Genomic DNA, 12,386 nt, shown 5'->3' on the forward strand with positions numbered 1-12,386 from the left:
GGAGGCGGACTGTGAGTCTGCGTACGGCGCAGCGGGCCTCGCTCGTCGACCAGGTGATCGATCAGCTCAAAGAGCAGATCACCTCAGGGTCGTGGCAGATTAACGGCAAGATCCCCACGGAGACCGTGCTCGCCGAGCAGCTCGGGGTGGGCCGCAACACGGTGCGTGAAGCCGTGCGCGCGCTCACCCACGCGGGGCTGCTCGAATGCAGGCAGGGCGACGGCACCTACGTCAGGGCGACCAGCGAGCTGTCGGGAGCGATGCTGCGCCGGCTGAGGCAGGCCGAGCAGCTGGAGATCCTGGAGGTCAGGCGCGCACTCGAAGTCGAGTCGGCCCGCCTGGCCGCCACCAGGCGCACCGACGACGACATCAAGGTCATCGAGGCGCGTCTGGCCGACCGCGACAGGGCGTGGGAGGCGGGCGACCCCGAGGCCTTCGTCGAGGCCGACCTTTTCTTCCACATGGCCGTCGTGCACGCCACGCACAACCTCGTGCTGATCGACCTGTACGAGGACTTCTCGGCGGCGCTGCGGGCCAGCATCACGGCGGCGGGCACGTCGATGGACGCGCTCAACAGCAGCTACATCCCGCACGACGCGATCGCCCGCGCCATCGCGGCGGGCGACGCGGCAGCGGCCGAGCGCGCGGGCCACGCGTGCATGGAGCACATCCTCATCGCCCTCACCGACGTGTAGCCGGCGCCTCCGGACTGCCTTAAGTCTGTACGGCAAGCCACACCACGGCCACCGAAGTCACTCGGTGGCCGTCCGTCTTTCACGCATACGCCAGCAGGACTCCGGCCCTCGCCGTCACGTCGCCCGCAAACCCACGCGCGCTCCGACACGAAGCCGCCACGCCATCGATTTCGTCGTCTGGCACCTCAGCCCCGCGCGCTCGTCGGCCGTCTTCCTGATGTCATGAAGGAGCGGGGCCTCCGCTCTCGTGACGACTGCGGGTCCTGGATGGACACTCGTGGTTGTTCACACCAAAGGTCCTCACGGACGAGGGAGGCCCGTGATGGAAGACTACGACGGTCGCCAGATCGTGGGAATGGATCTGCATCGTCAACGCAGCGTGCTGGTGTCCATGACCTGCGATGGGCAGCGACTGTGGACCGAACGGATCGACAACAGCCCGCAGGCGTTGCGGGCGGTCATGGCCCGGGCCGGTGACAGCCCGCAGGTCGTGCTGGAGGCCACCTACGGCTGGTACTGGGCCGCCGACGTGCTCCAGCAGGCGGGTGCCGAGGTGCATCTGGCCCACCCACTGGGAGTCACGAGCTTCACCCACCGACGAGTCAAAAACGACATGCGGGACGCGGCCGATCTGGCCGACCTGCTCCGGATGAACCGGCTGCCCGAAGCATGGATCGCGCCAGAACATGTGCGCCGGCTGCGAGAGCTGACCCGCTACCGGATCAAACTGGTGAAGTTGCGCACCTCGTGCAAGGACCAGGTGCACGCGCTGCTGGCCAAGCACGGCATCGCCACCACCTACAAGGACATCTTCGGCATCGGCGGCCGGGCCTGGCTGACCGCGCTGCACCTGAGTCAGCCCTATCAGGGCCGGCTGGAATCGCTGCTGCGCCTCATCGACACCTTCGACAGCGAGATCACCTTGGCCGAGGTGGCCATCGCCGCCCGCCTGGCCGACCAGCCCGGCTATCACGCCATCCAGGCCTGCGACGGGATCGGCCCGATCACCGCCGCGATCATCGTAGCCGAGATCGGCGACATCACCCGCTTCAAACGCCCCGGGCAGCTGTGTTCCTGGGCCGGGCTCACCCCCAAGCACCGCGAATCCGACACCACCGTCAAACGCGGGCACATCACCAAACAGGGCTCGCCGATCCTGCGCTGGGCTCTGGTCGAAGCCGTCCAACGCGTCCCGAAGACGTCATGGACCGGCCAGTTCAAGCAGGCGATCATCGCCCACCGCGGCAAACAAGCCCGCGGCATCGCCAAGGTCGCCACCGCCCGCGAACTGCTCACCCTGCTCTTCTACGGCCTGCGCGACGGCCACATCCGCCGCCTGACGCGACCGCCCGCCCACACCGAGCAGGCCGCATGAGCCCCCTTCCGGCTTCCGGACCACCACGGTGGCCGGTGACCGGCGCGAGATCGCCGTCTTTCCTGCTCCCCACCCCGGTGGCGCGAGCGTGTCTCTGATTGATCCCGCCGCTCACCAGCGCATCAGCCTCATGCCCGCCCGGCAGCCAGCCGGGACAGGAAACGAAGGGATGGACGCAGCCGCCGGGCCTGCCACCTGCCGAGACTGCCTTTGAGGCGCGCACCCACAACCCCATACCCGACCCCCGGCGGGACTCCTATGATCTGCCGGCCTCACCGGTCGCGTCACGGTCGTTCGTCCTCGGCTCCGCCTCCGGGCGCTCCACCATGACCCGACCGGCTCCCCGGCATGCCCGAAGCCATCCGCCAGGCGCCGGAAAACGGGGCAAACCCTCACCGCTTGACCAACCCCGCTCCTTCAGGGATGGAGAGACGCCGGCCACGTGCGGAGGGTGGGCTTGACGCGGCTTGCCGTACAGAAGGAGACCTCACGCACGCCTGGCGGCGAGGGCCAGCCGGGCGCACAACCATCTGGTCACGCCAGGCGGAGGGACATGACGAGGTAGCGGAAGGAGGGGTCGGCGTCGCCGGGGACGTCGGTGATCATGGCGGGCCTGGTCGGGGACTCCATGTTGATACGCGCCAGCTCCGTCTCGATGCCCGTCAGCCCGTCGAGCAGGAACTGCGACTGGAAGGCGATCTGGATGTCGTCGCCGCGCAGGTCGCACTCGACGACCTCGGCCCCGCGCCCCACGTCGCCGCCGCCCGCCTGGATGAGCACCTGCCCCTGCGTGAACGTCAGCTTGACGCGGGTGTTGCGCTCGGCCACGAGCGCCACCCGCTTGATCGCCTCCACGAACGGGCCCACGCGCACGTCGGCGCGGAGCGGCCAGTCGGCCGTCAGGCGCGTGCGGTAGTCGATGAACTGCTCGTCGAGCAGTCGCACGGTGGTGCTGCGGCCCACGCTCTCGAAGCCCGCCACCCCGTCGCCCATCGCGATCGACACCTCGCCGCCGCGCAGCGACTTGGCCACCTCGACCAGCACCCTGGCGGGCACCATGGCCGAGACGTTGACGTCGGGCTGGACGGGACGCCAGGTGAAGTCGCGGGCGCCGATGCGGTAGCGGTCGGTGGCCGCCATGGCCACGGAGTCGCCGGCGATGTCGACCCTGATGCCGGTCAGCATGGGCAGCGTGTCGTCGCGGCTGGCGGCGGGCGCGACCTGGCCGACCGCGCTGGCGAACACGCCGCCGCCGACCGCGCCGATGGCCGGCGGCATCTGGGGCAGCGTGGGGAAGTCTTCGACGGGCATCGTCACCAGGCCGAACTCGGCGCTGCCACAGGTCAGCACGGCCTCCGCGCCGTCGGTGACGATCTGGACCGGCTCGTGCGGCAGACTGCGGCTGATCTCGGCGAGCAGCCTGCCGGGGATCAGCACCTGGCCGGGCTCGTCGATCTCGGCGTCGATGCGGGCCTGCGCGGAGACGTCGTAGTCGAAGGCGGACAGGCTCAGCTCGTCGCCCGCTTCGAGCAGGAGGCCGGACAGAACGGGCGCGGAGGGACGGGTGGGGAGGACTCGGGCCGCCCACGCCACCGCGTCAGCCAGCACATCGCGGTTAACCCGGAACTTCACCTGAGCCATCCCTTCGTCGCCGGTTTCTCACCAAACGGTATCCGGTGGCACCGACAAACCCGACCGTGTGCGATCACCTCGTCGCAGCTCGAACGCACCACGCCCGAAAAGCCCACACAACCGCCCGAGAGGACGCCACCCCTGACTCGGCCGGTTGCCGTGGGTAAGCGAGGCGCATAATGATCCGCATGCTGTTCGCTTTGCGAAGGGAAACAACGCGTGCGTAAGCCAGTCAAGGCCCTTGTCCTGTCCGCCACTCTGTGCGCCGGGGTGTTCGTGGCCAGCCCGGCGTCCGCCGCGGCGGCCCCGTACTCCCCCGAAGCCGCCTGCGCCGAGACGGCGGGCTACGGCGGCTGGACCAACGCGACCGACGGCCGCAGGACGCTGAAGACGCCTTTCGGCGACACCTTCGGCTACGTCCAGCTGATGTGGAACGGCAGCCGCGGCACCAACTGCGTCGCCACCATCAAGACGGCGTTCGCCGGCACGTCGACCCGCACGAACGCCACGCTCCGCATCGAAGGTGGCGGCACGCACAAGGACGAGAGGGGCTACAAGTACTACGCTGCCGTCGTCCGCAAGGCGGCGGGCAAGTGCGTGGCGTACTCCGGCTTCACCTTCGACACCCGCCAGGACGCCACCTCCGCGCACGGCGGTCGCAGCAGCTATGGCAACTGCGGCTAACGCCTGGCCGCGTTGAGATAGGCCAGCACGGCCAGCACCCTCCTGTTGTCGTCGTCGGAGGGGACGAGGTCGAGCTTGGCGAAGATGGACGCCGTGTGCTTGCCCACGGCGCTCTCGCTCAGGTAGAGCCGCTGGGCGATGGCCGCGTTCGATCTGCCCTCGGCCATCGCCCCCAGCACCTCCCGCTCGCGCGGCGTGAGCCTGCTGAGCGGCTCGTGCCTGGCCCTGCTCGCCAGCAGCTTGGCGATCACCTCGGGGTCCATCGCGGTGCCGCCCTCGGCGACCCTGCGCACGGCGTCGACGAACTGCTCGGCGTTGAACACCCTGTCCTTCAGCAGGTAGCCGACGCCGCCCGACCCGTCGGCCAGCAACTCCCTGGCGTACAGCTGCTCGACGTGCTGCGACAGCACGAGGACGGGCAGGCCGGGGATCTGCTTGCGGGCCTCAAGCGCGGCCTGCAGGCCCTCGTCGGTGAGGGTGGGCGGCAGCCGTACGTCGACCACGGAGACGTCGGGGCGCAGCTCGACCAGCGCCCGCTGCAGCGAGGGGCCGTCGTCCACGGCGGCGACGACGGTGAAGCCGTGGGCCTGGAGCAGGTGCACCAGGCCCTCCCTGAGCAGGTAGAGGTCCTCGGCGACCAGGACACGGGTCAGCACGAGGCGAACCAGGGGCGGCGCGGGTGGGCCTCATCCATCCAGCGTTCCCTGTTGTGGCGCACCGGCAGGTAGAGGGCCACGCCGTACATGAGCATGCCCAGCAGGATCATGCCGATGATCACCGGCCACTGCCAGGGTTCGTCCAGGTACAGCGCGAGGAACCACGACTTGTGCTCGAAGCCGATGATCTTCATGAAGGCCGTGACCAGACCCTGGGGAAACAGCGGGCACCAGGCCAGGCCCCAGCACAGCGCCACGACCGTCAGCTGCCACTTCGGCATGCGGACCTTCGGCTTGCCGTACTCCTCAGGCAGGACCAGCGGCACCGAGATGGCCACGGTGGTGGGCCCGCCCGGCGGGCTGGACAGCGCCATGACGCCGTCGAAGGCGGCCAGGCGGCGCTCGATGCCGTTCAGGCCGCTGCCGCGCGAGGGGTCGGCGCCGCCGCCGCCGTCGTCCCACACCATGACCGTCACGTCGCGTTCGGAGTGGCTGATGTCGACGGTGACGCGATCGGCGTCGGAGTGCCTGGCCGCGTTGGACAGCAGCTCGCTGATCGCGAAGTACAGCGCGGTCTCGACCGGCGTGTCCAGCCGTACCGGCAGGTCGACCTGCACCTCCACGTGCAGCGGGCTGTCGAGGGCCAGCGCCTTCACCGCGTCGCCGAGCCCGCGTTCGGCCAGGACGGGCGGGTGGATGCCGCGCACCACCCCGCGCAGCTCGGACAGCGCCTCGGCGGACGCCTCGCGCGCCTTGGCCAGCAGCGCCATGGCCGCCGTCGGGTTGGTCTTGACCAGCTCCTCGACCGCGCCGAGCGTCATGCCGAGCGCGACGAGCCGCGCCTGCGCGCCGTCGTGCAGGTCGCGTTCGATCCTGCGCATCTCGGCGGCCTGCGAGTCGACCGTGGTCGTGCGGGCTTCCGACAGCCGCTTCACCTGGCCGGCCAGCCGGCTCTTGGCCGTCGGCGCGAGCAGCAGCGCCGCCCACTGCCCGTAAACGCGGTGCGCCGCGGAGGGGAACAGCAGCAGCGGTACGGCCAGCGCCAGCTTCACCACCGGGTCGAACAGCAGCCACACGAAGTCGCGCCAGGTGGCGGGGTCGCCGAACATCCACTTCCACCGGTCGTTCCACCTGGGCACCCGCGGCGTCTTGTAGAGCGTGCGGTCCGAGCGGTACCAGCCGTCGGCCTGCGGCACGGGCGGCGGCGGCTCAGGGTGGTACGGCACGTCGATGTCGAGCGTCCGCCTGGCGAGCTGCGTGACGCGCCTGACCAGCATGACCGTGGGCGGGAAGAACGGGACCAGACCCAGGGCGAACGAGCCGAGCAGCATGAGCATCGACAGCAGCGCCAGCGGCACCTCGACGGCCACCAGCGCGAGCAACCCCAGGTTTCTGCGCAACATGCCCATAGTCTGCGGGATTCGGGGCCGGACGCACACTGTACCTAGCCCCACCCCTATCGTGCGTCCAGCCGTCTTATCGGCTGATCACCTGGTTCCTAGCGTTGGGGCCATGAAGGTCATCGAGGTGACGAACCTCCACAAACGCTACCGAGAGCACGTAGCGGTGGACGACGTGTCGTTCGCCGTGGACGAAGGTGAGATCTTCGGCGTGCTCGGCCCCAACGGCGCGGGCAAGACCACCGCCGTCGAATGCGTCGCCGGCCTGCGCGCCCCTTCCAGCGGCACGATCAGGGTGGGCGGTCACGACCCCGTCCGCGAACGCGACGCCGTCCGCCGCCTGCTCGGCGCCCAACTGCAGAGCGCCGCGCTCCCCGACAAGATCAAGGTGTGGGAGGCGCTGGAGCTGTTCGCGTCCTTCTACCCCGACCCGGCCGACTGGCGGGAACTGCTCGACACGGTGGGCCTGTCCGACAAACGGGACACGGCCTTCGCCAAGCTCTCCGGCGGCCAGCGGCAGCGGCTGTCGGTCGCGCTCGCCCTGGTCGGCAGGCCGCGCGTGGCCGTACTCGACGAGCTGACCACGGGGCTCGACCCGCAGGCCCGCAGGGACACCTGGGACCTGATCGAGCGCGTCAGGGCGGAAGGCGTCACGATCGTGCTGGTCACGCACTTCATGGAGGAGGCGGAACGGCTCTGCGACAGGGTCGCGCTGATCTCCGCGGGACGGGTCGTCGCGCTCGACTCGCCGAACGCGCTGATCGGCCAGGTCGAGGCCGCGCAGCGGGTCAGGTTCAGGCCGTCGGCGCCGGTCGACGACCCGCTGCTGCTTGCCGTACCCGAGGTCACAGGGGTTCTCAGGAACGGCGAGCAGATCACGGTCACCGGCTCGGGCAACCTGGCGCCCGCGGTCACGCTCGCGCTGGCCGAGAAGCAGATCATCCCCACCGACCTGCGCATCGAGCAGGCGACGCTCGAGGACGTCTTCCTCAAGCTCACCGGAAGGAGCCTGGTATGAGCAAGATCCTGCTGGTCGAGACGAAGCTGCACCTGCGGGACGGCTGGTCGATGCTGTTCACGATCGGGCTGCCGCTGGCGCTGCTGCTGGCCCTCGGCGGAGTCGCGGGGCCCGCCTTCCCCGCGATGATGGTCATGCTCTCGATGCTGACGCTGTCGTTCAACGTGCTGCCGGGGGTGCTGGCCACCTACCGGGACCAAGGCGTGCTGCGCAGGATGTCGACCACGCCCGTCTCTCCTCTGCGCATGCTGGCCGTCCAACTGGTGATCAACCTGGTGGTCGCCGTGGTGTCCACCTCGCTGCTGGTCGCCTTCGGGCCCGGAGTGCCGCGCAACCTGGCCGGGTTCGTGCTGGTGTTCCTGCTCGGCGCGGCGGCGCTGATGGCGATGGGGCTGGTGATCGCGGCGATGGCGCCCAACGGGAAGATCGCGCCGATCATCGGGTCGGCGGTGATGTTCCCCCTGATGTTCGTGGCGGGCCTGTGGGTGCCGCGCGAGCACCTGCCCGAGATCGTGCGGGTGATCGGCGACTACACGGTGGCCGGGCCCTTCGCCCAGGCGCTGGGCGCCACGTGGGCGGGACAGGCGCCGCACCTGCCCCACCTGCTGGTGCTGGCGGCGGGGCTGGTGGTGTTCGGGGGGCTCGCCGTCAGGGTGTTCCGCTGGGAATGAGACCCCTGACGTTGGTCATGAGCGCGTAGAGCGAGGTGGAGGCGGTGATGAACAGCCAGTTGCGCTTCAGCCCGCCGAAGGTCAGGTTCGAGACCTTCTCCGGGATCGCCAGCCTGCCGATGAGCGTGCCGTCGGGGTCGAAGCAGAGCACGCCGGCGTCGCCCGCCGCCCAGATCCGGCCCGCGTCGTCGAGCCTGATGCCGTCGGAGGTGCCCTCGGCCAGCACCTTGCCACCTGACAGCGTGCCGTCGACGTGGACGTCGAAGACGCGCAGGTGCCTGCGCCTGGTGTCGACGACGTACAGCAGGCTCTCGTCGGCGTTGAACGCCAGCCCGTTCGGCCGCTCGAACCCGTCGGCCACTCGGCTCACCTCGCCGCTGTCGGGATCGACGCGGTAGACATAGCAGCCGTCCATCTCCTGCTCGGCCCGGTGACCCTCGTAGTCGCTGGTGATGCCGTACGGCGGGTCGGTGAACCAGATCGACCCGTCCGACTTCACGACCACGTCGTTCGGGCTGTTGAACCGCCTGCCCTCCCACCGGTCGGCGACGACGGTGATCGAACCGTCGTGCTCGGTGCGGGTGACCCTGCGGTTGCCCTGCTCGCAGGACAGCAGCCGGCCCTGGCAGTCGCGGGTGTTGCCGTTGACGTAGCCCGAGGGCTGGCGGAAGGTGCCGACGTGGCCGGACTGCTCGTCCCAGCGCAACATCCTGTCGTTGGGGATGTCGCTCCAGACCAGGTAGCGGCCCGCGGGAAAGTAGCAGGGGCCCTCCGCCCACCGGGTTCCGGTGTGCAGGATCTCTATCCGTTCGTCGCCGCCGACGCCGGTGAAGCGCTCGTCGAGGACCTCGAACTCAGCCTGAATCGTGTTCACGATCCCGATGGTAGTTACGCTTGGGCGATGCAGGTATTCGCGCACATAAGCGACATCCACATCGGCGGATCCGACCAGAGCGTCGAGCGGACCGCACTCGTCATGCGTCACCTCCTGTCCTTCACCGGACGGCTCGACGCGATCCTGGTCACCGGCGACATCGCCGACCACGCCCTCGTCGAGGAGTACGAAACGGCACGCGACCTGCTGCGCTCGCCGATCCCGCTGATCGTCTGCCCGGGCAACCACGACTCCGTCCCCGAGTTCGAGAAGATCATCGGCCCGGCCAACCAGGTACTGCGGCTCGACGGCGCCACGATCGCGCTGGCCGACTCCAGCATCCCGGGCAGGGACGACGGCCACCTGGCCGACGAGACCATCGCGTGGCTGGACGAGGTCCTGTCCGAACGGCCCGACGTGCCCGCCTTCGTCGGTATGCACCACCCGGCCGTGGCGCTGGGCGCGCCGTACGTCGACGACATCCGCCTCCAGGAGCCCGAACGGCTGGCCGCGCTCCTCGACCGGCACCCGCACGTCGTCGCCGTCCTCGCCGGACACGCCCACACGGGCGTGGCGACCACCTTCGCCGGACGTCCGCTGATCGTGGCCCCCGGCGTGCTGTCCACCCTGCTGACGCCCTTTGAGAGCGACGCCCTCGTCAGCTACGACCTGCCGCCCGCCTTCGCCCTGCACGTCTTCGACGAGGGCAGGCTGGTCACCCACTTCCGCCCGGTGACGACGTGACCGCGCCGTGGAACGCGAAGGAGCTGACGGTCGGCCAGCTGTCCGAGCGCAGCGGCGTCGCCGTGTCGGCCCTTCACTTCTACGAGGCCAAGGGCCTCATCGCCAGCCGCCGCACCACCGGCAACCAGCGCCGCTACACCCGCGACACCCTCCGCAGGGTCGCCTTCGTACGGCTGGCCCAGCGCATCGGCATCCCGCTGAAAACGATCAAGGAGGCACTGGCCGAGCTGCCCGAGGAACGCACGCCCAACCGCGCCGACTGGGCCCGCCTGTCGGCCACCTGGCGGGCCGAGCTGGACGACCGCATCGAGCAGCTGCTGCGGCTGCGCGACGACCTCACCGACTGCATCGGCTGCGGCTGCCTGTCGCTCGACAGGTGCGTGCTGGCCAACCCGCGCGACCAGCTCGGCGACGACGGTCCCGGCGCCAGGCGCATCGACACCCACCTGCGTCCGCCCGCCTGTTGCGGCTGATTCCGGCCGCTTCCGCCGGACCTCGAGTTGGCCTCATCCCGAGCCGCGCGGGCTGGGCGCTTCCAGGGCCGCCATCAGCTCCTCCAGCGAGCCGATGACCGTCACCCCCGCCTCCGGGCGCGTCCCGCCGCCCGCCCGGTCGAGCCAGAACGGGCGCAGCCCCGCCTCCCGCGCCCCGAGCGCGTCGACGTCGTACTTGTCGCCCACGTACGCGACCTGCTCAGGCGACAGGCCGAGCCGGGCGCATCCCTCCAGGAAGATCCCCGGGTACGGCTTCGCCTTGCCGTACTCGCTGGAACACACGATCGCCGCCGCCCCGAAGTGACCGAGCAGCCCGAGGGCGGTCAGCTTGTCGAGCTGGTGCGACAGCGTCGAGTTGGACACCACGCCCAGCCGGTAACGCGGCGCGAGCGCCTCCAGCACGGGAGCCGCGTCGGGGAAGGCCGCCCACGCGGCGTTCATGAGCGCCGCGTAGCCCGCGTACCACGCCGACGCCTCCTCCTCGGGGACCGCCCGCCCGAGGAACCTGCTGACCCGCACGAGCCGCTGCTCCTCGAAGGTCAGCTCACCGACGAGGAACCTGGTGTACTCCTCCTCCATGATTTCCCGCCACAGCGCCACCGCCTCCTCGGGCGAGGGGAATGCCTCCAGCAGCCCCTCGGCCTCCAGCGTCCCGAGCAGACCGGCCCGCTCGGCGCTGGTGTAGTCGAAGAGGGTGTCGTCGATGTCGAACAACACACCACGGATCAGGTCAGCCACTTGTCACCACCGGAAATCGGCCCAGCCTGCACGCTACCTGACGCCCGAGGAAGGGCATGACCCGCGGATCCGGCGCGTTGAAGGCCGTGTATCACCCCCACCGGTCGCGGCCCGTCCGGCATACTGTTCCCGCCCAACCGTGATCATTCACTTAGATGAGGACCGCTTGCAGCAAAGCCGGCGAACGCCAGCGCACTGGAAGAGGACACCCTCGCGTGGCATTGGCCGCACCACTACCGAGTCGCCGGCTGCCGAAGCTTTGACGGCGGGCAATCCACCCGGTACCGCCGGACCCGGCACTCCCTGTGGAGGCCCTCATCGAGCCCCCTTACGGATCGGCCCCACGACAAGCCGGCCCTCGTGCTCAAGGAGGCCGGCGCTACCCCTGCGCCTCCCCGCGATCGGCCTCACCTCGCCCACTGGTAACTGACGACTTCAGGGATCGAAGAAGGGAAGAACATGTCCGAACAAGGAATCAATCGGCGTCAGCTTCTGGCCTCGGCGGCGGCCGTTGGCGGACTGTCCCTAGGGCTTTCCGCCGTCCCCACCGAGGCACACGCCACATCGTTAGCCGCCAACCGCACCCGCCGTACCGGAGCCTCGTGGGAGAACATCATCGAGAAGTCCTCCTTCAGCAGTTCCTCGGCCTTCAACCAGGAGTGGAACTATCTCTACCCCTGGGACGGCAACGCCGACACCCACAATGGCGCCGCCAGGATGCACTCCAGCCAGGTCTCTCTCGCTCAGGGCGTGCTGACCCTGACGGCGACCCGGCTGGCTGAGCCGGACGGGAACAGCCCGCACGCGCCGAACGCTCCGCTGTGGTACCGCTCAGGCGCCATCCACGCCAAGGAGCAGATCCTCGTCAACGACCAGTTCCCCGAGTACGACATCGAGGGCGAGTTCCGCACGCAGACCGGGCAGGGCATCTGGCCCGCATTCTGGACCACCGGAACCTGGCCGGCCTGGCCGCCGGAGAGCGACATCCTGGAATACGTGGGGGATTCCACGAACCTTTTCAACACCTGGAACAAGAACGACAGCGGCGATGAGATCGTCGAGCGGGAGCGGATCAGCGGCCATAACCCCGATGCCTGGCACAAGTACCGCGTCTGGATGTACAAGCAGGGCAACGACGTCATGCTCGACTACTACTTTGACGGGATCTGGAAGGCGACCCACCGGGGAGTCGGCTGGGCCGGTGTCCCGCAGTGGCTCATCATCAATCTGCAGATGGGCTCCTGGGCTTCCGGAATCGAGCCTGGCGGTCCTGGCTGGAATGAGCAACCGGGTCCTGCTGGCAATACCTATTTCCGCGCTCGCAACGTGTGGGTCGGTCGCACGCGCGCCTGGTGACGCGTCCCCAGGTATCGAAGCCGTGGTGGACGGGGCGGCCTCCGCGTGA

Annotated in this window: 13 protein-coding genes; 8 read left to right on the top strand and 5 right to left on the bottom strand. The window is 69.5% G+C overall.

Going from position 1 to position 12,386, the window contains the following annotated elements; translation table 11 throughout:
- Positions 1 to 11 precede the first annotated feature (11 nt).
- A complete protein-coding gene (locus ACFXJ8_RS28860) occupies positions 12 to 695 on the top strand; it encodes a FadR/GntR family transcriptional regulator (RefSeq protein WP_379647113.1) in 684 nt (227 codons plus the stop codon).
- A gap of 322 nt (positions 696 to 1,017) precedes the next feature.
- Positions 1,018 to 2,070, top strand: a complete 1,053-nt coding sequence (locus ACFXJ8_RS28865) for an IS110 family transposase (RefSeq protein WP_379647114.1) — start codon at positions 1,018 to 1,020, stop codon at positions 2,068 to 2,070.
- 534 nt (positions 2,071 to 2,604) lie between these two features.
- On the opposite strand, the gene dnaN is transcribed toward ACFXJ8_RS28865, so the two are convergent.
- A complete protein-coding gene (dnaN, locus tag ACFXJ8_RS28870; RefSeq protein WP_379647115.1) occupies positions 2,605 to 3,702 on the bottom strand; it encodes a DNA polymerase III subunit beta in 1,098 nt (365 codons plus the stop codon).
- Positions 3,703 to 3,921: 219 nt separating this feature from the next.
- Between dnaN and ACFXJ8_RS28875 the strand changes: the two genes are divergently transcribed.
- Positions 3,922 to 4,386 carry a hypothetical protein gene (locus ACFXJ8_RS28875; RefSeq protein WP_379647116.1) on the top strand — a complete coding sequence of 155 codons (465 nt, stop codon included), beginning with the start codon at positions 3,922 to 3,924 and terminating at the stop codon, positions 4,384 to 4,386.
- On the opposite strand, the gene ACFXJ8_RS28880 is transcribed toward ACFXJ8_RS28875, so the two are convergent.
- On the bottom strand, positions 4,383 to 5,042 hold the full coding sequence (locus ACFXJ8_RS28880) for a response regulator (protein ID WP_379647117.1): 660 nt from the start codon (positions 5,040 to 5,042) through the stop codon (positions 4,383 to 4,385). The two genes, ACFXJ8_RS28875 and ACFXJ8_RS28880, sit on opposite strands and share 4 nt — an antisense overlap.
- On the bottom strand, positions 5,036 to 6,445 hold the full coding sequence (locus ACFXJ8_RS28885) for a sensor histidine kinase (protein WP_379647118.1): 1,410 nt from the start codon (positions 6,443 to 6,445) through the stop codon (positions 5,036 to 5,038). Before ACFXJ8_RS28885 ends, ACFXJ8_RS28880 begins: the two co-directional genes overlap by 7 nt.
- Before the next feature lie 109 nt (positions 6,446 to 6,554).
- Here ACFXJ8_RS28885 and ACFXJ8_RS28890 point away from each other — a divergent pair, with 109 nt between their 5' ends.
- Both ACFXJ8_RS28890 and ACFXJ8_RS28895 read left to right on the top strand, forming a co-directional pair.
- Positions 6,555 to 7,460, top strand: a complete 906-nt coding sequence (locus ACFXJ8_RS28890; protein WP_379647119.1) for an ABC transporter ATP-binding protein — start codon at positions 6,555 to 6,557, stop codon at positions 7,458 to 7,460.
- Complete coding sequence (locus ACFXJ8_RS28895; RefSeq protein ID WP_379647120.1) at positions 7,457 to 8,131, top strand: ABC transporter permease; 675 nt, start codon at positions 7,457 to 7,459, stop codon at positions 8,129 to 8,131. Before ACFXJ8_RS28890 ends, ACFXJ8_RS28895 begins: the two co-directional genes overlap by 4 nt.
- Here the strand turns inward: ACFXJ8_RS28895 and ACFXJ8_RS28900 are convergent.
- Positions 8,109 to 9,005, bottom strand: a complete 897-nt coding sequence (locus tag ACFXJ8_RS28900; RefSeq protein ID WP_379647121.1) for an SMP-30/gluconolactonase/LRE family protein — start codon at positions 9,003 to 9,005, stop codon at positions 8,109 to 8,111. The two genes, ACFXJ8_RS28895 and ACFXJ8_RS28900, sit on opposite strands and share 23 nt — an antisense overlap.
- 27 nt (positions 9,006 to 9,032) lie before the next feature.
- Between ACFXJ8_RS28900 and ACFXJ8_RS28905 the strand changes: the two genes are divergently transcribed.
- Together ACFXJ8_RS28905 and soxR are read left to right on the top strand one after the other, a co-directional pair.
- The gene (locus ACFXJ8_RS28905) at positions 9,033 to 9,749 is read left to right on the top strand and encodes a metallophosphoesterase (RefSeq protein ID WP_379647122.1); all 717 of its coding nucleotides are present in this window, start codon (positions 9,033 to 9,035) and stop codon (positions 9,747 to 9,749) included.
- Positions 9,746 to 10,222: a redox-sensitive transcriptional activator SoxR gene (soxR, locus tag ACFXJ8_RS28910; protein ID WP_379647123.1), complete on the top strand. Its 477-nt coding sequence runs from the start codon at positions 9,746 to 9,748 to the stop codon at positions 10,220 to 10,222. The genes ACFXJ8_RS28905 and soxR overlap by 4 nt, the downstream gene beginning before the upstream one ends.
- A 33-nt stretch (positions 10,223 to 10,255) precedes the next feature.
- Here the strand turns inward: soxR and ACFXJ8_RS28915 are convergent, their stop codons facing one another.
- Positions 10,256 to 10,981, bottom strand: coding sequence for an HAD family hydrolase (locus tag ACFXJ8_RS28915; protein WP_379647124.1), 726 nt, complete (start codon positions 10,979 to 10,981; stop codon positions 10,256 to 10,258).
- Positions 10,982 to 11,440: 459 nt separating this feature from the next.
- Between ACFXJ8_RS28915 and ACFXJ8_RS28920 the strand changes: the two genes are divergently transcribed.
- Positions 11,441 to 12,337 (top strand): family 16 glycosylhydrolase, encoded by an 897-nt coding sequence (locus ACFXJ8_RS28920; RefSeq protein WP_379647125.1) that lies wholly within the window; start codon positions 11,441 to 11,443, stop codon positions 12,335 to 12,337.
- The last annotated feature ends 49 nt before the right edge of the window (positions 12,338 to 12,386 follow it).

It is taken from the genome of Nonomuraea sp. NPDC059194 (assembly GCF_042754765.1).
Taxonomy (GTDB): domain Bacteria; phylum Actinomycetota; class Actinomycetes; order Streptosporangiales; family Streptosporangiaceae; genus Nonomuraea.

Coding starts and splice junctions, on each gene's coding strand:
- ACFXJ8_RS28920 (WP_379647125.1), top strand. CDS start 11,441: ATGTCCGAACAAGGAATCAATCGGCGTCAGCTTCTGGCCTCGGCGGCG.
- ACFXJ8_RS28905 (WP_379647122.1), top strand. CDS start 9,033: ATGCAGGTATTCGCGCACATAAGCGACATCCACATCGGCGGATCCGAC.
- ACFXJ8_RS28865 (WP_379647114.1), top strand. CDS start 1,018: ATGGAAGACTACGACGGTCGCCAGATCGTGGGAATGGATCTGCATCGT.
- ACFXJ8_RS28895 (WP_379647120.1), top strand. CDS start 7,457: ATGAGCAAGATCCTGCTGGTCGAGACGAAGCTGCACCTGCGGGACGGC.
- ACFXJ8_RS28890 (WP_379647119.1), top strand. CDS start 6,555: ATGAAGGTCATCGAGGTGACGAACCTCCACAAACGCTACCGAGAGCAC.
- ACFXJ8_RS28885 (WP_379647118.1), bottom strand. CDS start 6,445: ATGTTGCGCAGAAACCTGGGGTTGCTCGCGCTGGTGGCCGTCGAGGTG.